This window comes from Providencia sp. PROV073, from assembly GCF_033688125.1.
Taxonomy (GTDB): Bacteria; Pseudomonadota; Gammaproteobacteria; order Enterobacterales; family Enterobacteriaceae; genus Providencia; species Providencia hangzhouensis.
Map to the genome: position 1 here is coordinate 29,899 of NZ_CP096354.1, position 18,947 is coordinate 48,845.

Sequence of the window (18,947 nt, forward strand, 5' to 3'; positions counted from 1 at the left end):
CTGCATAAAAAATTTCAAGAGCTAAACAGGAGTAAATAAAAATGAGTTTAATTATTAAAGCGAGAAACATACGCTTGGATTATGCTGGGCGTGATGTTTTGGATATTGATGAATTGGAAATTCACTCTTATGACCGTATTGGTCTTGTGGGTGATAACGGAGCAGGAAAGAGTAGTTTACTCAAAGTACTTAATGGCGAAATTGTTTTAGCCGAAGCGACATTACAGCGTTTTGGTGATTTTGCACATATCAGCCAACTGGGCGGAATCGAAATAGAAACGGTCGAAGACCGGGCAATGTTATCTCGCCTTGGTGTTTCCAATGTACAAAACGACACAATGAGTGGCGGAGAGGAAACTCGTGCAAAAATTGCTGCCGCATTTTCCCAACAAGTACATGGCATTCTAGCGGATGAACCAACCAGCCACCTTGATCTCAATGGAATAGATCTACTTATTGGTCAACTTAAAGCATTTGATGGAGCATTACTTGTTATCAGTCATGACCGATATTTTCTTGATATGGTTGTAGACAAGATATGGGAGTTAAAAGACGGTAAAATTACGGAATATTGGGGTGGTTACTCGGATTACTTGCGTCAAAAAGAAGAAGAGCGACAACACCAAGCCGTAGAATATGAGCTGATGATGAAGGAACGGGAGCGATTAGAATCTGCTGTGCAAGAAAAACGCCAGCAAGCTAATCGATTAGACAATAAGAAAAAAGGAGAAAAATCCAAAAACTCTACCGAAAGTGCTGGACGACTTGGGCATGCAAAAATGACTGGCACCAAGCAAAGAAAACTGTATCAGGCAGCTAAGAGTATGGAAAAGCGTTTGGCTGCATTAGAAGATATTCAAGCACCAGAGCATTTGCGTTCTATTCGTTTTCGTCAAAGTTCAGCCCTAGAACTGCACAATAAGTTCCCGATTACGGCAGATGGTCTGAGCTTAAAATTTGGTAGCCGTACTATCTTTGATGACGCTAACTTTATAATACCGCTTGGCGCTAAAGTCGCTATAACTGGATCGAATGGAACAGGGAAAACGTCCTTGTTAAAAATGATATCAGAACGTGCTGATGGATTAACCATATCTCCAAAAGCTGAAATTGGCTACTTTACACAAACAGGATATAAATTTAACACGCATAAATCTGTGCTCTCCTTTATGCAGGAAGAGTGCGAGTACACAGTTGCGGAAATTCGTGCAGTATTGGCTTCAATGGGGATCGGAGCGAATGATATTCAAAAAAACTTATCCGACTTATCGGGAGGTGAAATCATCAAACTGCTTTTATCCAAAATGCTTTTAGGAAAATATAATATTTTGCTTATGGATGAACCAGGAAACTATCTTGACCTAAAAAGTATTGCCGCATTAGAAACAATGATGAAGTCCTATGCAGGAACTATTATCTTCGTATCTCATGACAAGCAATTGGTCGATAATATTGCTGACATTATCTACGAGATCAAAGACCACAAAATCATCAAGACTTTTGAGAGAGATTGTTAATGATAGCCAATCTAATCCGAACATTAATTATTGAACTCTTTAAAGGAAATTAAAAATGACAATTCAAGATATTCAATCACTTGCTGAAGCACACGGCTTGTTGCTTACGGACAAAATGAATTTCAATGAAATGGGCATTGATTTTAAGGTCGTTTTTGCTCTTGATACAAAGGGGCAACAATGGTTGCTGCGTATTCCTCGTCGTGATGGCATGAGGGAACAAATCAAGAAAGAAAAACGCATTTTAGAATTGGTAAAAAAACATCTTTCTGTAGAGGTTCCTGATTGGAGAATTTCATCTACAGAATTAGTGGCTTATCCCATACTTAAAGATAATCCTGTTTTAAATTTGGATGCTGAAACCTATGAAATAATTTGGAATATGGACAAAGATAGCCCGAAATACATAACATCTTTGGCAAAAACCTTATTTGAAATCCATAGTATTCCTGAAAAAGAAGTTCGGGAAAATGATTTGAAAATTATGAAACCTTCAGATTTAAGACCTGAAATAGCAAACAATTTGCAGTTAGTAAAATCTGAAATTGGTATAAGTGAGCAATTGGAAACCCGCTACAGAAAATGGTTGGATAATGATGTTCTATGGGCAGATTTCACCCAATTTATACATGGCGATTTATATGCTGGGCATGTACTAGCTTCAAAGGATGGAGCTGTTTCAGGCGTTATTGATTGGTCAACAGCCCATATAGATGACCCAGCGATTGATTTTGCTGGGCATGTAACTTTGTTTGGAGAAGAAAGCCTCAAAACTCTAATCATCGAGTATGAAAAACTAGGGGGTAAAGTTTGGAATAAACTATATGAACAGACTTTAGAAAGAGCAGCGGCCTCTCCTTTGATGTATGGTTTATTTGCCTTAGAAACTCAAAATGAAAGCCTTATCGTTGGAGCAAAAGCTCAGTTGGGAGTTATATAATTTAAAAATATGATTGCTGAGAACTGCCTTGTTTTGAAACTTGGTTGGCTTTAATTAGTTTTTAGTATTCTTTATAGAAAATGCCTCGATCAAGGGGCATTTCTAACAATCATTTAACATAAAATTTCTTATGTGAAGTAACCTGAATGCAGCGGTGCCCCATTGGGGGCGCGTTGAGATAAGCCTCTTTTAGATAACTTTAGCAACTCGATAGACAGTTGCAACTCCACAATTCACTGCTTTGGCAATTTCTTCCTTAGTCATATTGCCAACTACTAGCAATTCTTTTATTCGTTTATGTTTAGCCTCATTTGCCTTCTTGCCTGTTGGTTTGTAACCCGAACGTGCCAGGCCCTGCTTAATACGTTCTATACGTTTCTCATTGTCTAGGCGGGCCATTGTTGCCAGAAGATCAATCAACATATTGTTGATGAGTTCCAAGATTGAATGAGTAATGCTGTCACTGGTTTGAAGGCACTGTTGCAAATAGTCGGTGGTGATAAACTTATCATCCCCTTTTGCTGATGGAGCTGCACATGAACCCATTCAAAGGCCGGCATTTTCAGCGTGACATCATTCTGTGGGCCGTACGCTGGTACTGCAAATACGGCATCAGTTACCGTGAGCTGCAGGAGATGCTGGCTGAACGCGGAGTGAATGTCGATCACTCCACGATTTACCGCTGGGTTCAGCGTTATGCGCCTGAAATGGAAAAACGGCTGCGCTGGTACTGGCGTAACCCTTCCGATCTTTGCCCGTGGCACATGGATGAAACCTACGTGAAGGTCAATGGCCGCTGGGCGTATCTGTACCGGGCCGTCGACAGCCGGGGCCGCACTGTCGATTTTTATCTCTCCTCCCGTCGTAACAGCAAAGCTGCATACCGGTTTCTGGGTAAAATCCTCAACAACGTGAAGAAGTGGCAGATCCCGCGATTCATCAACACGGATAAAGCGCCCGCCTATGGTCGCGCGCTTGCTCTGCTCAAACGCGAAGGCCGGTGCCCGTCTGACGTTGAACACCGACAGATTAAGTACCGGAACAACGTGATTGAATGCGATCATGGCAAACTGAAACGGATAATCGGCGCCACGCTGGGATTTAAATCCATGAAGACGGCTTACGCCACCATCAAAGGTATTGAGGTGATGCGTGCACTACGCAAAGGCCAGGCCTCAGCATTTTATTATGGTGATCCCCTGGGCGAAATGCGCCTGGTAAGCAGAGTTTTTGAAATGTAAGGCCTTTGAATAAGACAAAAGGCTGCCTCATCGCTAACTTTGCAACAGTGCCCGCCGATGCGCTCAAGCCGTGGATTGCGCGGCGTGAACGCTGGCCGTCCTTTCTGATCCGGCGCGATCCGCGCGACATCAGCCGTATCTGGGTCCTGGAACCGGAGGGACAGCATTACCTGGAAATTCCCTACCGTACCTTGTCGCATCCGGCTGTCACCCTCTGGGAACAACGGCAGGCGCTGGCGAAACTGCGGCAGCAAGGGCGCGAACAGGTGGATGAGTCGGCGCTGTTCCGCATGATCGGCCAGATGCGTGAGATTGTGACCAGCGCGCAGAAGGCCACACGCAAGGCGCGGCGTGACGCGGATCGCCGCCAGCACCTCAAGACATCAGCTCGGCCGGACAAGCCCGTTCCGCCGGATACGGATATTGCCGACCCGCAGGCAGACAACTTGCCACCCGCCAAACCGTTCGACCAGATTGAGGAGTGGTAGCCGTGGACGAATATCCCATCATCGACCTGTCCCACCTGCTGCCGGCGGCCCAGGGCTTGGCCCGTCTTCCGGCGGACGAGCGCATCCAGCGCCTTCGCGCCGACCGCTGGATCGGCTATCCGCGCGCAGTCGAGGCGCTGAACCGGCTGGAAGCCCTTTATGCGTGGCCAAACAAGCAACGCATGCCCAACCTGCTGCTGGTTGGCCCGACCAACAATGGCAAGTCGATGATCGTCGAGAAGTTCCGCCGCACCCACCCGGCCAGCTCCGACGCCGACCAGGAGCACATCCCGGTGTTGGTCGTGCAGATGCCGTCCGAGCCGTCCGTGATCCGCTTCTACGTCGCGCTGCTCGCCGCGATGGGCGCGCCGCTGCGCCCACGCCCACGGTTGCCGGAAATGGAGCAACTGGCTCTGGCACTGCTGCGCAAGGTCGGCGTGCGCATGCTGGTGATCGACGAGCTGCACAACGTGCTGGCCGGCAACAGCGTCAACCGCCGGGAATTCCTCAACCTGCTGCGCTTCCTCGGCAACGAACTGCGCATCCCGTTGGTTGGGGTAGGCACGCGCGACGCCTACCTAGCCATCCGCTCCGATGACCAGTTGGAAAATCGCTTCGAGCCGATGATGCTGCCGGTATGGGAGGCCAACGACGATTGCTGCTCACTGCTGGCCAGCTTCGCCGCTTCGCTCCCGCTGCGCCGGCCTTCCCCAATTGCCACGCTGGACATGGCTCGCTACCTGCTCACACGCAGCGAGGGCACCATAGGGGAACTGGCGCACTTGCTGATGGCGGCGGCCATCGTCGCCGTGGAGAGCGGCGAGGAAGCGATCAACCATCGCACACTCAGCATGGCCTGTTGAGTTGCATCTAAAATTGACCCACTGGGGGTGCGGACGATTTCTTGGACGGTTTATACGGACATCAATCCGACCGCATGACGATACTCGATGGGACTACGCCCGCCAAGCGACACTTTGATGCGGCGCTCGTTGTACCAGTGGATATAGGCATCGATTCGCGTCATGAGGTCTTTCAGCGTCACGTGCTGCCAATTCCTCGGGTAGATTAGTTCGGTCTTCAATCGTCCGAAAAAGCCCTCGCATGCAGCATTGTCTGGCGAGCAGCCCTTTTTGGACATCGACCGCGTTAATTGGGCATTTTCAGTGCGGCGGATCCACGCAGGCCAGCGATAATGCGAGCCCCTGTCCGAATGGATAACCGGATGCTCACCGGGTCGCAGTGTCCGTACCGCGTGATCCAGCATGGTATTGACCAGGTTCGCATCCGGGCTGGTGCCGATATTCCAGGCCACCACCAGCCCATCGAAGCAATCGACGATCGGCGAGACGTAGACCTTCCCTGCCGGAATGTGTATTTCCGTCAGATCGGTCAACCATTTCGTATTCGGCGCCGACGCGTGAAAGTCGCGATTCAGCAGATTCGGGACCGCTGGTGTCGGGTCGCCAGCATACGCCGAGAAGCGCCGGCGGCGCGGTGTTCTCACGACCAGACGCTCTTGCGCCATCAAGCGACGCACGACCTTCTCGGACACACGCATGCCACCAAGGCGCAAGGCACTATCAATGCGTCGATAGCCATAGCAGCGGTAGTTGTCCTCGAAGATAGTCCGAATGACCTCACGCACCTGCGTGTACTTGTCGGGCCGCGTCTGCCGCAGGCGTTGATAGAAGTATGTGCTGCGCGCCAGCTTCAGGCCGCACAACAGATTGGCTAATGGAAACGTGACTCTGAGGGCATCAACCACCTTCGTTTTTTCTCGGCTTGTCAGTTCGAGGGGGTTGATGCCCATGTCTTTTTTTATCAATTCACTCGCCTTCTCCAGAATTGCATTCTCCATGCGAAGCCGCTGGTTCTGGCTCTCCAGTTCGGCCAGTTCCCTGAGTAGTGCCTCATGCCGCTGCTCGAGCGAGGTGTCACCTTTCTTCTTTGTCATGGGTTTTAGGGGCACTTTGCCAAGTAATCGATGCTGCCAGTTATACAACGTTGGTCGCGATACACCGACAGTGTCGGCCACATCCTTTGCCGAACCTACGCGCAGGTTCAGTGCAATGACGGCTTGCTGCTTCTCGAGGCGAGAGCGGGCGACTGTGGGAGCGCTGCTGCCGACGACCGTCCTAGCGAATTCAGGGCGTAAATCACGGATCCAGGCACGCAAGGCCTCGCGGCTTGGGTAGCCCAGGCTTCGGATTGTGTGACTCAGGCAGTAGCCTTGTTCGATATAGTGATCTACTGCCCGTTGCTTTTGCTCATCGGTGTACTGCCGTTTTATCCGTTGATAGCCTCGGCGAAGATCCTGATTCCGTTCGAATTCTGCCAACCAGGCCTTCAGCGAGTTCTTGGTGGGGTATCCCAGCTGCCGTAGTGTGGCGCTCATCCGGCGCCCAAGCTTCAGGTACAACCTCACGGCTCGAAGGCGATCTTCATACGAATACATGAACTACTCCTAAAGTAGTCCAAGATTTTGTCCGCACCCCAACTTAGGGTAAAGATTTGCGTCGAAATTTGACCCACGTATGACACTGTTTCCCGTCTGGATATGGCGGGAGAAATCAAGGAGTGATAAACGTGGCGATATTGAGCGCAATTCGACGCTGGCATTTTCGCGATGGTGCGTCGATTCGGGAAATAGCCCGACGAAGCGGCCTGTCCAGGAACACCGTTCGCAAGTATTTGCAAAGCAAGGTGGTTGAACCGCAGTACCCAGCGCGAGACAGCGTTGGCAAGTTAAGTCCTTTTGAGCCCAAGTTAAGGCAGTGGCTCTCCACCGAGCACAAAAAGACAAAGAAGCTGCGCAGAAACCTGCGCAGCATGTACCGGGATTTGGTCGCTTTGGGCTTTACCGGGTCTTATGACCGAGTGTGTGCCTTTGCCCGACAGTGGAAAGATTCCGAACAGTTCAAGGCGCAAACCTCGGGCAAGGGTTGTTTCATCCCCTTGCGCTTTGCTTGTGGCGAAGCCTTCCAATTCGATTGGAGTGAGGACTTTGCCCGCATAGCGGGCAAACAGGTCAAACTTCAGATTGCCCAGTTTAAGTTGGCCCACAGCCGGGCCTTTGTGCTTCGGGCTTACTACCAGCAAAAACATGAAATGCTGTTTGATGCCCACTGGCATGCCTTTCAAATCTTCGGTGGCATTCCCAAGCGCGGCATCTACGACAACATGAAGACCGCTGTGGATTCGGTGGGGCGTGGCAAAGAGCGCAGGGTCAATCAGCGGTTCACTGCCATGGTCAGCCACTACCTGTTTGATGCGCAGTTCTGTAATCCAGCATCGGGTTGGGAGAAAGGCCAGATTGAGAAGAACGTGCAGGATTCCCGCCAACGCCTGTGGCAAGGGGCACCAGACTTTCAAAGCCTTGCTGATTTGAATGTGTGGCTTGAGCATCGCTGCAAAGCGCTGTGGTCTGAGCTGCGCCACCCCGAATTGGACCAAACCGTGCAAGAGGCCTTTGCCGATGAACAAGGCGAGTTGATGGCGCTACCCAATGCCTTTGATGCATTCGTGGAGCAAACCAAGCGAGTCACTTCAACCTGCCTTGTTCACCACGAGGGCAATCGCTACAGCGTTCCTGCCAGTTACGCCAACAGGGCCATCAGCCTTCGGATTTATGCAGACAAGCTGGTGATGGCTGCCGAAGGCCAACACATTGCCGAGCATCCAAGATTGTTTGGCAGTGGCCACGCTCGGCGTGGCCACACACAATACGACTGGCACCATTACTTGTCTGTGCTTCAGAAGAAACCTGGGGCGTTGCGCAATGGTGCGCCATTTGCTGAATTGCCACCCGCGTTCAAGAAGCTTCAATCCATCTTGCTGCAACGCCCCGGCGGTGACCGTGACATGGTGGAAATTCTGGCCCTTGTATTGCACCACGATGAAGGTGCGGTACTCAGTGCTGTGGAATTGGCATTGGAGTGTGGCAAGCCATCGAAGGAGCATGTGCTTAATCTGTTGGGACGTTTGACCGAAGAACCTCCACCCAAACCGATTCCAATTCCCAAGGGGTTAAGGCTGACATTGGAACCACAGGCCAACGTGAACCGCTATGACAGTTTAAGGAGAGCCCATGATGCAGCATGAAGGCCATGTGAGAATCCTCAAATCCTTGAAACTCTTTGGCATGGCACACGCCATTGAGGAGTTGGGCAATCAGAATTCACCAGCATTTAATCAAGCCTTGCCCATGCTGGACAGCTTGATTAAAGCTGAAGTGGCAGAGCGTGAAGTACGTTCGGTGAACTATCAATTGCGGGTGGCCAAGTTCCCCGTGTATCGGGACTTGGTGGGCTTTGACTTCAGTCAAAGCCTGGTTAATGAGGCCACGGTCAAACAATTGCACCGGTGCGACTTCATGGAACAAGCCCAGAACGTGGTGCTGATTGGTGGGCCAGGCACAGGCAAGACTCACCTGGCCACAGCCATTGGTACACAAGCAGTGATGCACTTGAACCGACGGGTGCGTTTCTTCTCCACCGTGGATTTGGTCAATGCACTGGAGCAAGAGAAATCATCTGGGCGTCAGGGACAAATCGCAAACCGTCTGTTGTATGCCGATTTGGTGATTCTGGATGAGCTGGGATATTTGCCTTTTAGCCAAACCGGTGGGGCACTGCTGTTTCACCTGCTCTCAAAGCTGTACGAAAAAACCAGCGTGATACTGACCACCAACTTGAGCTTCTCGGAATGGAGCCGAGTGTTTGGCGATGAAAAGATGACAACAGCGTTGTTGGACCGACTAACCCACCACTGCCACATCCTGGAAACCGGCAATGAAAGTTACCGCTTCAAACACAGTTCAACTCAGAATAAGCAGGAGGAAAAACAGACCCGCAAACTGAAAATCGAGACATAATTCTGACAACAAGGGGTGGGTCAAAATTCAATGCAAATCCCGGGTCAAATTTGGGTGCAAATGGGGTTTGAGGTCCAACCGTACGAAAACGTACGGTAAGAGGAAAATTATCGTCTGAAAAATCGATTAGTAGACAAGAAAGTCCGTTAAGTGCCAATTTTCGATTAAAAAGACACCGTTTTGATGGCGTTTTCCAATGTACATTATGTTTCGATATATCAGACAGTTACTTCACTAACGTACGTTTTCGTTCTATTGGCCTTCAGACCCCCAAATCAACAGATATCGACAACCTCTCGCGCAACCAAGACATCGCGGTCGGACTGCAAGTGATCTTGAAGCCACGGGCCCGTCCCACCCCGACATGGACCTCGATGCCCGAACGGACGTTAGATTTCGAGTTCTAGGCGTTCTGCGATGAAGGTTGGATCCCAGCCGGGATTGAAAGTGTCGACGTGGGTGAATCCGAGCCGCTCGTATAGGCCACGCAGGTTCGGGTGGCAGTCGAGCCGCAGCTTGGCGCACCCCTGCGTTCGCGCGGCATGGCGGCAAGCCTCGATCAGCGCGGAGCTGACACCCCGGCCCGCATGTGTCCGTCGCACCGCGAGCTTGTGCAGATATGCGGCCTCCCCCTTGAGGGCGTCGGGCCAGAACTCGGGATCCTCGGCCGACAAGGTGCAACAGCCGACGATGCCGTCGCTGCAACTCGCGACTAGGAGCTCGGATCTCAGGACGAAGGTCTCCGCGAATGTCCGGTCGATCCGCGCGACGTCCCAGGCGGGCGTTCCCTTGGCGGACATCCACGCCGCAGCGTCGTGCATCAGCCGCACAACCTCGTCGATATCACCCGAGCAGGCGACCCGAACGTTCGGAGGCTCCTCGCTGTCCATTCGCTCCCCTGGCGCGGTATGAACCGCCGCCTCATAGTGCAGTTTGATCCTGACGAGCCCAGCATGTCTGCGCCCACCTTCGCGGAACCTGACCAGGGTCCGCTAGCGGGCGGCCGGAAGGTGAATGCTAGGCATGATCTAACCCTCGGTCTCTGGCGTCGCGACTGCGAAATTTCGCGAGGGTTTCCGAGAAGGTGATTGCGCTTCGCAGATCTCCAGGCGCGTGGGTGCGGACGTAGTCAGCGCCATTGCCGATCGCGTGAAGTTCCGCCGCAAGGCTCGCTGGACCCAGATCCTTTACAGGAAGGCCAACGGTGGCGCCCAAGAAGGATTTCCGCGACACCGAGACCAATAGCGGAAGCCCCAACGCCGACTTCAGCTTTTGAAGGTTCGACAGCACGTGCAGCGATGTTTCCGGTGCGGGGCTCAAGAAAAATCCCATCCCCGGATCGAGGATGAGCCGGTCGGCAGCGACCCCGCTCCGTCGCAAGGCGGAAACCCGCGCCTCGAAGAACCGCACAATCTCGTCGAGCGCGTCTTCGGGTCGAAGGTGACCGGTGCGGGTGGCGATGCCATCCCGCTGCGCTGAGTGCATAACCACCAGCCTGCAGTCCGCCTCAGCAATATCGGGATAGAGCGCAGGGTCAGGAAATCCTTGGATATCGTTCAGGTAGCCCACGCCGCGCTTGAGCGCATAGCGCTGGGTTTCCGGTTGGAAGCTGTCGATTGAAACACGGTGCATCTGATCGGACAGGGCGTCTAAGAGCGGCGCAATACGTCTGATCTCATCGGCCGGCGATACAGGCCTCGCGTCCGGATGGCTGGCGGCCGGTCCGACATCCACGACGTCTGATCCGACTCGCAGCATTTCGATCGCCGCGGTGACAGCGCCGGCGGGGTCTAGCCGCCGGCTCTCATCGAAGAAGGAGTCCTCGGTGAGATTCAGAATGCCGAACACCGTCACCATGGCGTCGGCCTCCGCAGCGACTTCCACGATGGGGATCGGGCGAGCAAAAAGGCAGCAATTATGAGCCCCATACCTACAAAGCCCCACGCATCAAGCTTTTGCCCATGAAGCAACCAGGCAATGGCTGTAATTATGACGACGCCGAGTCCCGACCAGACTGCATAAGCAACACCGACAGGGATGGATTTCAGAACCAGAGAAAGAAAATAAAATGCGATGCCATAACCGATTATGACAACGGCGGAAGGGGCAAGCTTAGTAAAGCCCTCGGTACATTTGTTTTCTGATTTAGTGACAATGGTAAGGAACAGTTATGCAAATCAACTTAAATACTCCGGGCACAGCGGCTACATCAACAATACAAACTGTTGCTCCTGCTGCTCAGGCTAAAACCACCACTACAACAGCACCCTCTACTGCAGACACTGTCACCTTATCTGCTGAAGCAAAGGCGAAGCTGGCTGCAGAGCAGCAAGAATCTAAAGCAATAAATCCAACACTGACTACATTAGGTGGTGGCTGGGGTAATGAACCACCAAAATAAGAGGTAGTTTGTGGGGACATTTATTACGACTCTTGCTGAGTACTTATGGGTGTTGTGCATAGGTTCTCTACTGCTGTCCTTAGTCTGGTCGGCCAGTAAATCTGCACGAATAACCATATTGATACTCACTTTATCGGGATTAGCTCAAGACAGGATTGCTCCTTTGCTGATGGGGATATCTGAAACATCTCCTGAGCTCGCTCGCTTACTTTGGTACCCAAGTTGGGTGATATGTCAAACATTGACGCTTGGTATCATCTGGGTTATTCATAGAAAATTCGTATGGGCGGTTGAACAAATCACTCAATTCATTTGTTTAAGCATCTTGATGCACTCTGTTCTGCAGGTAGCGAGATTCACAGACAGAGTCATATTTGGCACTGATCTATTGGGTGGTATATACAAATATGGAATACCAGCTATAAATATCGCAGCAATTTTAGCGATATTTTTATGGTCCATATCAGGAGCCGTCAAGCACAGAAAGGAACTTCAGGAATGCTGACTTTTGTTATGTCTGCAATTACGTTTGGCTTTTTACTGTTAAGTCTGTTTTTCTACAAGAAGTTGATTGGAATGTCAGATGCATTAAACATTATCGAAAAGCAGGTGGCCGCTGATATGGAGATCCGGGCGCATAGATTATGCCTGCTTGCATACGAAGCGCAACGGTTCGGTAACTCTGTGGATAGACGTGCTTTGGATGAAGAGTTTAAAGATTTTTTGCACCTGTACATTGAAGACTACCAAGCAGAAGTCGCAAAAAAGATCAGAGAACATAAGCTCAGCGAGATTTCTGCCTACGGATTTATTAAATTAGATAAGTAGTCATAACAACAAAGCTGTGGACAAGATCTGTCTTGTCTTATTTTAAATGCCCCCCACTGCTTCTCATAGTGATGCACGCCAGCTTTGGCCACCTTTAGATTTGACTGATGCTGCTTGTTAAGAAAATTCTGAATATCTTGCTGAACCTGATGCACAGCATCCAGTAATTGGGCTAAAGCAAACTCCTCGGCATGAAACACAAAGGTTTTACTGGCAGGTTCAAGCCAGCAAAACATGGCTTCATTATCCATCCAGGTGATCACCTGATTAAAACCGGTTAAATGATGCGCTTGATAACGACGCAGAGCAGTATTATCCCGCACTGAATGATCCAGCTCATCTGCATGACGCCATAACGCCTCATTCCGCAGTGGATGGTTTAGATCAGGCAGGTTGATTTCACTTCGCAGCGCCATGGCTCTATGACACAAATCCAGCCCCAGTTCTCCGCAACACTTGGCGGGCCAGAAAATCCGGGATAATTGATAGCTATGGATCAGAATTAAATGCACGGCATCGTACATATCTTCACAAGCCCGGCGCTGACAATCCCAGTCTTCAGACCAGTCATGTAATTGTTTGATGGCTCTGTCCAGTTGCTGACCAGCCTCAACGACTAACTCAGCTTGCAGTTCTGCCTGCTTCATGTAGACCAATAATTCTTTGGCATCCATTTCAACACTCCTGTAAGACGAGACAACACCCTGATTCGGGTACTCTGTATTTTCAGTGTAGAAAGCAAAAAGTCCTTTGCAAGCTGACAAAACAGAAGCTAAGTTATAGATTTTCCAGTTATTACCTATTAACGGTCCTTCAATAAATCTAAGCTGCTGAGTTCATGTGATATAGCATCTTTTGGATTTTTCAGATTTTTTGTATTTATTTTCAACAATCTGCTGTTCTGTTCAGCAAAAAAGCGAGTCACAAGCTATCGGTTATAAAATAAGATGGCCGTTCTAAACCGGGCTTTCATCAAATAGTTACATCTGTTTTTTAAACTTTGACGTACAATAACTGCCTTTTTCGTTGCTGCAGAGGAATTTTATGCTGGGCTTTTTTGAACGCTTAACCAACCCTTTCCCTGATAAAGAGCCAACTCAGCCACCTCAAGGCCTGTTTGCATTTTGTTTGCATTACAGTCAAGGCATGGTGTTGCCTCTGATCCTGATGTCTATTGCGACAGCCTTACTGGCCGCATTAGAAGTGTCCTTATTTGGCTATATGGGGCAATTAGTCGATTGGTTGGTAACCAAGAATCCGGCTACTTTCTGGCAGGAAGAGCAGGATACCTTGATCACTATGGCCATAGTGATGTTGCTGGTGTTGCCTGGTTTGGTATTTTTTCACTCAGCCCTGATCCACCAAACTATATTGGGTAACTACCCTATGTCGATCCGCTGGCTGGCGCATCGTTATTTACTGAAACAAAGTTTGGGTTTCTACCAGAATGAATTCGCTGGTCGCATCGCCACTAAAGTGATGCAAACGGCTTTGGCAGTGCGCGAAACGGCCACCAAGCTGCTGGATGTGATGGTGTATGTGGTGGTGTATTTTGGCTCTATGTTGTATCTGATCGCCGATGCAGATTGGCGCTTGGTACTGCCGATGATTGCCTGGTTAGTCATATACACCGGCTTGCAGTTTTATTTTGTGCCGAGACTGAAACAAGTTGCAACAGAACAAGCCGATGCCCGTTCAGAAATGACAGGCCGTATTGTCGACAGCTACACCAATATCAGCACTATTAAACTGTTTTCACACACGGCTCGTGAGTCAGAATACGCCCGCGATAGCATGCAGCTGTTTCTGGTGCCTGTGTACAGACAAATGCGACTGGCTACCTGGCTCAATATTTGTGTGCAGGGTCTGAACTATCTGTTGGTGTTCTCTATTGCCACGCTGGCGATATGGCTTTGGTCTGTCAATGCCGTCACTGTGGGCTCTATTGCCATCGCAGTCAGTCTGGCGCTGCGTTTAAATGGTATGTCGCAGTGGATCATGTGGGAAGTCAGTGCACTGTTTGAAAACATAGGTACTGTGGCAGATGGTATTGCGACTTTGTCTCAGCCTCAGCAAATCATCGACAAAGCTGATGCGAAGCCGCTTGAAGTGCCACAAGGTCAGATTGAGTTTAAGCAACTGAACTTTAACTACGGCAAAGCAGCAGGTGAACATGGTCCTGTGATTGATGGTCTGGACTTGTCGATTAAACCCGGTGAAAAAGTAGGTTTAGTCGGCCGTTCTGGTGCTGGTAAATCCACGCTGGTGAACTTACTGCTGCGCTTTTATGATGTCAATTCAGGCCAGATTTTGATAGACGGTCAGGACATCAAAACTGTATCACAGGAAAGTCTTCGCGCTCATATAGCTATGGTGACCCAGGATACCTCCCTGCTACACCGTACTGTAAGGGAAAATATTTTATATGGTCGTCCTGGCGCTACCGAAGCGGAAATGATTGAAGCAGCCCGTTTAGCCGAAGCCGATGCTTTTATTCAGGAGCTTACCGATCCTAAAGGCAACAGTGGCTACGACGCTCAGGTGGGCGAACGTGGAGTCAAGCTTTCTGGTGGTCAACGTCAACGTATTGCAATAGCTCGGGTTTTACTGAAAAACGCCCCTATTCTGATTTTGGATGAAGCCACCTCAGCGCTGGACTCCGAAGTAGAATCAGCTATTCAGCATAGTCTGACTCAGTTGATGATAGGCAAAACGGTTATAGCCATTGCACACCGTTTATCTACCATAGCAGCTATGGACAGGCTGATCGTTCTGGATCAAGGTCGTATTGTGGAACAAGGCAGTCATCAGGAACTGATCGCCAAAGGCGGTATTTACGCTCAATTATGGGCGCATCAAACCGGCGGCTTTATTGGTGTGGAATAAATAATAAAGGTCAGAGTCTTGGCTCTGACCTGTTGTTTTTAGCTTAAACGCGGGTCGGTTTCAGCGACCATCGGCCGGTTTAAATGCGCATTTCTGAACTGTAATAATACAGGGAAGGGTTTTAAGTCGACTAAATCGCGGAACAATATCCAGTCGATTAAAGTGAACAGACTGATACCAGGATAGTCCCAGTCACCGAAATGCCCTGCCCTGATTTGTTGCTCAAGTGCCTCTAGCGTCGCCTGAATTCGCTCATGCTGAAGATTAAAAAACAATTTATCTTCAGTCACGTCAAAACCTGAGCGCTTACAAAGCAGTAATTCAACCAAGGAGTCTGTGCAGGCATTGATGGTCGTCAGACCGTTTTCCTGATCCCAGCTCAATGGTTTGAATTTCAGTTTCGAAGCCAAATAACGATAAATTACGCCTGAATCAAAAATAACCTGCTCTCCATCCACTAACACAGGCACTTTGCGTGCCGGATTATGTTGTACCAACACTGAACGGCCTTCAGACTCAAAAATATTAAGCGCTACAAACTGATAAGGTTGCCCTGCCAGTACTAAACGTAAACGACGAACAAAAGGGGAAGCCACTGAACCTAATAACTGCATAACCTACTCCAATTTCAAACCATAGCTTTAGTGTACAACCAGAGTCAGCGGCTTAGATAGTGCTGATAGTCTGTTAATTTGGGCTTAGGGCAGAAAGCTTTTTCAATTCAAATTGATACGCAGTCTGAGCAACCTGCGCAATGATAGCTTCATTGGTTCGGCTTGACTCGGCTGAGTCTTTCACAAAAACAGCAACCAGCAAGGGCCGTCCATCAGGCAACAGAATGATACCTAAATCATTAGTGGCCGCAGTTTTTCCGGCTTTGATACCCGAAGTACCAGTTTTATGTGCGACCACAGTACCAGCTGGTAACAAACCTTTTAACCGCTCTGGTCCTGTGGTGGTTTCGACCATCCACTTCCATAACAAAGCCTGCGAGGTTTCAGACAGCTGTGTTTTTTGCTCAAACTTTTTCAGGATCTCTGCAGCACCTTTCATCGAGGTCCAGTTTTGATACTGCACCTGATCATCGGCGTGCATCTGCGCTTCATTTGCGACCACAGCGGTCTCCTTTATACCCATAGACTGGATATAGTCATGCAAAGCAGCTGGTCCACCAACCAGTTCAAATAACAAATCACAGGCCACGTTATCGGTGTGCGAGACCGAGTATTGCAGCAGTTGCTGCACTGGAACACTAAACTCGTCTCCCTGATACGCTTTCATTATCGGAGCCCAGGTATTCTGTAAAACCTTAGCCCTGTTTACGATAACGGTCTGATTTAAATCCAACTTTCCCTGATCAACCTGATGCAGTACCAACATAGCTAAATGCAATTTAAATACACTTTGCATTGGGAATTTTTCAAAAGGATTAATCAGTAAAGGTTCCAGATCGTCAGGCCCCCACACTGCAACGCCTACAGTGGCTTTTTTTCCAATGACTATGGATTCAATTTGCTCTTTTAACAGTGGGGATTGCGCTGAGGTTTCGAATGAACTAAAAGATACCATCAGTAGCGTCGAGGCAGTAACTACAGCTTTTATAATGACATTCATCGGATTGTCCTTTTGATAAGTCGATATGAATTATACAAAAGGCAGCCAAAGCTGCCTTTTTAGGGTATAGGAAGTATAAACCACCTTTTTGGGTATAGGAAGTATAAACCACCTTTTTGCTCCTCATCCGAAGTATCTTACCTGAAATTCCCTCACTCGTTTACCGCTCAAGCCCCAATTTTAACTGCCGGTCCAGCCTAAACCGCTCTAATAAGGTTCGATTTGGCGGTAAAATCTCTAGCCTGATAGCTCGAGAGATACAAACTGCCCCACCGCCCCGTTTAAAAGTTGGCAGTGTTGAGCAGTGTTGGATTTGGGGTCGTCAGTCAAAGAGACGACTCTGTGATGGATCGAACAGGCTGGGAGTCAGTGGCGGCGCTCGTTCTGGTGGCAGCTCACGCTGCTTGGCGGCATTCGCCTTGGCTGTTTTCTGTTTCAGATGCTTGAGAATCTGCTCAATGACCTTCGGATCTTCGATGCTGGCAATCACTTTGACGTGACCGCCGCAGTGTTCGCAAACTTCAATATCAATATTGAAGACTCGCTTGAGGCGTTGCATCCAGGTCATGGCGCGGTGGCGCTCTGCAGGACTCTTGTCACGCCAGTTAGTATCGAGACCTTCCGATTTGTCGGGCTTCTTGCCCCGCTTGGCGGGTGTTACTTGAACTCGGTGTTTGCTGTTCGGTGCAAAGACGCCGTGGAAGCGTGTGAGGTTGACTCGCGGCTTAGGTACCAACGCAGCGAGTTTGGCGATGAAGTCCAGCGGCTCGAAGATCACATGGGTGGTGCCATTGCGGTACGGAGTTTTGAGCTCGTAACGCACCTGCCCATTGGCGGTTAATGCCAGACGTTTTTCTGAAACCGCTGGCCGACTAATGTAGCGACACAAGCGCTCAAGCTTATCCCGCTGATGCGCTTCGGCCATCACACCGGCGTGTAGCGAGAAACCAGCATGGTTGGCTACTCGACTGCTTGAGTCGGCTTTATCCTCACGCCCTGGCAAGGTTTGCAGGGTGAAGACTTTGCGCCCTTGCTGGGGGCCGACGGCAATGCGATACGTAACCGAAGCACCATGTAATTGAGTCAGCGTATCGTCTTCGCCCTCTTCCAGTGTCAACCACGTATTCTCGGCATCACGCTCCAAAATCCCACGCTTTTCCATGCAGCGAGCGATGCGATGGCTGAGGGTGTGAGCGAGCGTATTCAGCTCATCGTAAGTGGGTGCCTTGACACGATGGAAGCGTTGCTTGCCATAGTCATCTTCGGCATAGACACCATCGAGAAACAGCATGTGGTAGTGGACATTGAGATTTAGCGCGGAGCCAAAGCGTTGGATAAGAGTCACTGAGCCAGTTTGTGCAGAGGCTTTGGTGTAACCGGCTTTTTTGATCAGATGAGTTGAGAGTGTACGATAGACGATACTCAAGACCTGGCCCATCAGCTGGGGATGGCGAGCCAGCAAAAAGCGTAGCTGGAAAGGAAAGCTGAGCACCCACTGGCGAATGGGCTCCTTGGGGAAGACTTCGTCTATCAGCAGCGCCGCACTCTCGGCCATCCGGCGGGCACCGCAGCTAGGGCAAAAGCCGCGTCGTTTACAGCTGAAGGCGACCAGACGCTCGTGATGACAATCCTCGCAGCGAACCCGCATGAAACCATACTCCAGACGGCCACATTGGAGGAGGTCGTTGAATTCTTGTTGGATGTAGCGAGGCAGGTGTTGACCTTGGGCTTCGAGTGAGGCTTTGAAGGCTGGGTAGTGCTGCTCAACCAGCTGGTAGAGCAGCGTCTGGTCGGGTTGGTGGCGTTCGTAACCGTTTGTTTGAGTGGGCGATTGACTCGCCGTGGCGTTCCTTGCCAGCGACATGGGTATCCTCCGCTGATACTGTGGTTATGTACAGTATCAGCGGCTTGCGTTCAGACGTCCAGTCTGGCCCTAGACATCGCTAAATGCTTAACCCGCAATAGCCCTCACGAGTTGTTATCAGCCACTACCGGTTGAGCGAGAAGGTTTTGGGTTCAGGGTGCTATTGCTCCACCAATCACAATACTGAAGCCCCAACTGTTATCAGTTGGGGCTTTTTCTTGTCTGTTTGCGGCGGTTGCGTTTTATCGGTAGTCGTCGAGCTCTGCACCATCCCACATAAGAGCTTAACGGT

Annotated in this window: 17 protein-coding genes and 2 pseudogenes; 10 read left to right on the forward strand and 9 right to left on the reverse strand. The window is 49.9% G+C overall.

The annotated features are described in order from the left end of the window. The first annotated feature begins 41 nt into the window (after positions 1-41). The gene (msr(E), locus tag M1F17_RS20730) at positions 42-1,517 is read left to right on the forward strand and encodes an ABC-F type ribosomal protection protein Msr(E) (RefSeq protein WP_000052512.1); all 1,476 of its coding nucleotides are present in this window, start codon (positions 42-44) and stop codon (positions 1,515-1,517) included. 55 nt (positions 1,518-1,572) lie between these two features. Further along, positions 1,573-2,457, forward strand: a complete 885-nt coding sequence (locus M1F17_RS20735) for an Mph(E) family macrolide 2'-phosphotransferase (RefSeq protein ID WP_000155092.1) — start codon at positions 1,573-1,575, stop codon at positions 2,455-2,457. Between the two features lie 189 nt (positions 2,458-2,646). Here M1F17_RS20735 and M1F17_RS20740 read toward each other — a convergent pair. Beyond that, positions 2,647-2,937, reverse strand: a pseudogene (locus M1F17_RS20740) (helix-turn-helix domain-containing protein); the annotation flags it as partial. Positions 2,938-2,993: 56 nt separating this feature from the next. On the opposite strand from M1F17_RS20740, the gene M1F17_RS20745 reads away from it, so the two are divergent. From M1F17_RS20745 to M1F17_RS20755, 3 genes and pseudogenes are all read left to right on the forward strand, one after another. Further along, positions 2,994-3,698 carry an IS6-like element IS26 family transposase gene (locus M1F17_RS20745; protein WP_001067855.1) on the forward strand — a complete coding sequence of 235 codons (705 nt, stop codon included), beginning with the start codon at positions 2,994-2,996 and terminating at the stop codon, positions 3,696-3,698. A gap of 53 nt (positions 3,699-3,751) precedes the next feature. Beyond that, a pseudogene (locus tag M1F17_RS20750) lies at positions 3,752-4,186 on the forward strand (Mu transposase C-terminal domain-containing protein); the annotation flags it as partial. Between the two features lie 2 nt (positions 4,187-4,188). Continuing rightward, entirely contained in the window at positions 4,189-5,049 is an 861-nt protein-coding gene (locus tag M1F17_RS20755; RefSeq protein ID WP_000344784.1) for a TniB family NTP-binding protein, read from the forward strand. Positions 5,050-5,099: 50 nt separating this feature from the next. Here the strand turns inward: M1F17_RS20755 and M1F17_RS20760 are convergent, their stop codons facing one another. Further along, a complete protein-coding gene (locus M1F17_RS20760) occupies positions 5,100-6,644 on the reverse strand; it encodes an IS3 family transposase (protein ID WP_000287615.1) in 1,545 nt (514 codons plus the stop codon). Positions 6,645-6,766: 122 nt separating this feature from the next. On the opposite strand from M1F17_RS20760, the gene istA reads away from it, so the two are divergent. Both istA and istB read left to right on the forward strand, forming a co-directional pair. After that, the gene (gene istA / locus M1F17_RS20765; RefSeq protein ID WP_001324342.1) at positions 6,767-8,290 is read left to right on the forward strand and encodes an IS21-like element IS1326 family transposase; all 1,524 of its coding nucleotides are present in this window, start codon (positions 6,767-6,769) and stop codon (positions 8,288-8,290) included. Beyond that, positions 8,277-9,062, forward strand: a complete 786-nt coding sequence (gene istB, locus M1F17_RS20770; protein WP_000983249.1) for an IS21-like element IS1326 family helper ATPase IstB — start codon at positions 8,277-8,279, stop codon at positions 9,060-9,062. Before istA ends, istB begins: the two co-directional genes overlap by 14 nt. Positions 9,063-9,451: 389 nt before the next feature. On the opposite strand, the gene M1F17_RS20775 is transcribed toward istB, so the two are convergent. The 3 genes from M1F17_RS20775 to M1F17_RS20785 all read right to left on the reverse strand — a co-directional run bounded on the left by M1F17_RS20775 (position 9,452) and on the right by M1F17_RS20785 (position 11,230). After that, complete coding sequence (locus M1F17_RS20775) at positions 9,452-9,952, reverse strand: GNAT family N-acetyltransferase (RefSeq protein ID WP_000376623.1); 501 nt, start codon at positions 9,950-9,952, stop codon at positions 9,452-9,454. 127 nt (positions 9,953-10,079) lie between these two features. After that, positions 10,080-10,919: a sulfonamide-resistant dihydropteroate synthase Sul1 gene (sul1, locus tag M1F17_RS20780; RefSeq protein WP_000259031.1), complete on the reverse strand. Its 840-nt coding sequence runs from the start codon at positions 10,917-10,919 to the stop codon at positions 10,080-10,082. Beyond that, a complete protein-coding gene (locus M1F17_RS20785; protein WP_071211019.1) occupies positions 10,913-11,230 on the reverse strand; it encodes a DMT family transporter in 318 nt (105 codons plus the stop codon). The genes sul1 and M1F17_RS20785 overlap by 7 nt, the downstream gene beginning before the upstream one ends. Before the next feature lie 2 nt (positions 11,231-11,232). Here M1F17_RS20785 and M1F17_RS20790 point away from each other — a divergent pair, with 2 nt between their 5' ends. Both M1F17_RS20790 and M1F17_RS20795 read left to right on the forward strand, forming a co-directional pair. After that, complete coding sequence (locus tag M1F17_RS20790) at positions 11,233-11,463, forward strand: hypothetical protein (protein ID WP_032495677.1); 231 nt, start codon at positions 11,233-11,235, stop codon at positions 11,461-11,463. Between the two features lie 498 nt (positions 11,464-11,961). Beyond that, positions 11,962-12,291 (forward strand): hypothetical protein, encoded by a 330-nt coding sequence (locus M1F17_RS20795; RefSeq protein ID WP_033917513.1) that lies wholly within the window; start codon positions 11,962-11,964, stop codon positions 12,289-12,291. Here M1F17_RS20795 and M1F17_RS20800 read toward each other — a convergent pair. Further along, on the reverse strand, positions 12,264-12,965 hold the full coding sequence (locus M1F17_RS20800; RefSeq protein WP_032495674.1) for a hypothetical protein: 702 nt from the start codon (positions 12,963-12,965) through the stop codon (positions 12,264-12,266). The two genes, M1F17_RS20795 and M1F17_RS20800, sit on opposite strands and share 28 nt — an antisense overlap. Before the next feature lie 370 nt (positions 12,966-13,335). On the opposite strand from M1F17_RS20800, the gene M1F17_RS20805 reads away from it, so the two are divergent. Next, positions 13,336-15,177, forward strand: coding sequence for an ABC transporter ATP-binding protein (locus M1F17_RS20805; RefSeq protein ID WP_032495614.1), 1,842 nt, complete (start codon positions 13,336-13,338; stop codon positions 15,175-15,177). A 38-nt stretch (positions 15,178-15,215) separates the two neighbouring features. On the opposite strand, the gene M1F17_RS20810 is transcribed toward M1F17_RS20805, so the two are convergent. The 3 genes from M1F17_RS20810 to M1F17_RS20820 all read right to left on the reverse strand — a co-directional run bounded on the left by M1F17_RS20810 (position 15,216) and on the right by M1F17_RS20820 (position 18,655). Then, complete coding sequence (locus tag M1F17_RS20810) at positions 15,216-15,791, reverse strand: glutathione S-transferase family protein (RefSeq protein WP_001176353.1); 576 nt, start codon at positions 15,789-15,791, stop codon at positions 15,216-15,218. A 73-nt stretch (positions 15,792-15,864) separates the two neighbouring features. Then, positions 15,865-16,791: an extended-spectrum class A beta-lactamase PER-4 gene (locus M1F17_RS20815; RefSeq protein ID WP_063864593.1), complete on the reverse strand. Its 927-nt coding sequence runs from the start codon at positions 16,789-16,791 to the stop codon at positions 15,865-15,867. Positions 16,792-17,113: 322 nt separating this feature from the next. Next, positions 17,114-18,655 carry an IS91-like element ISCR1 family transposase gene (locus M1F17_RS20820; protein WP_000050481.1) on the reverse strand — a complete coding sequence of 514 codons (1,542 nt, stop codon included), beginning with the start codon at positions 18,653-18,655 and terminating at the stop codon, positions 17,114-17,116. Positions 18,656-18,947: the final 292 nt, after the last annotated feature.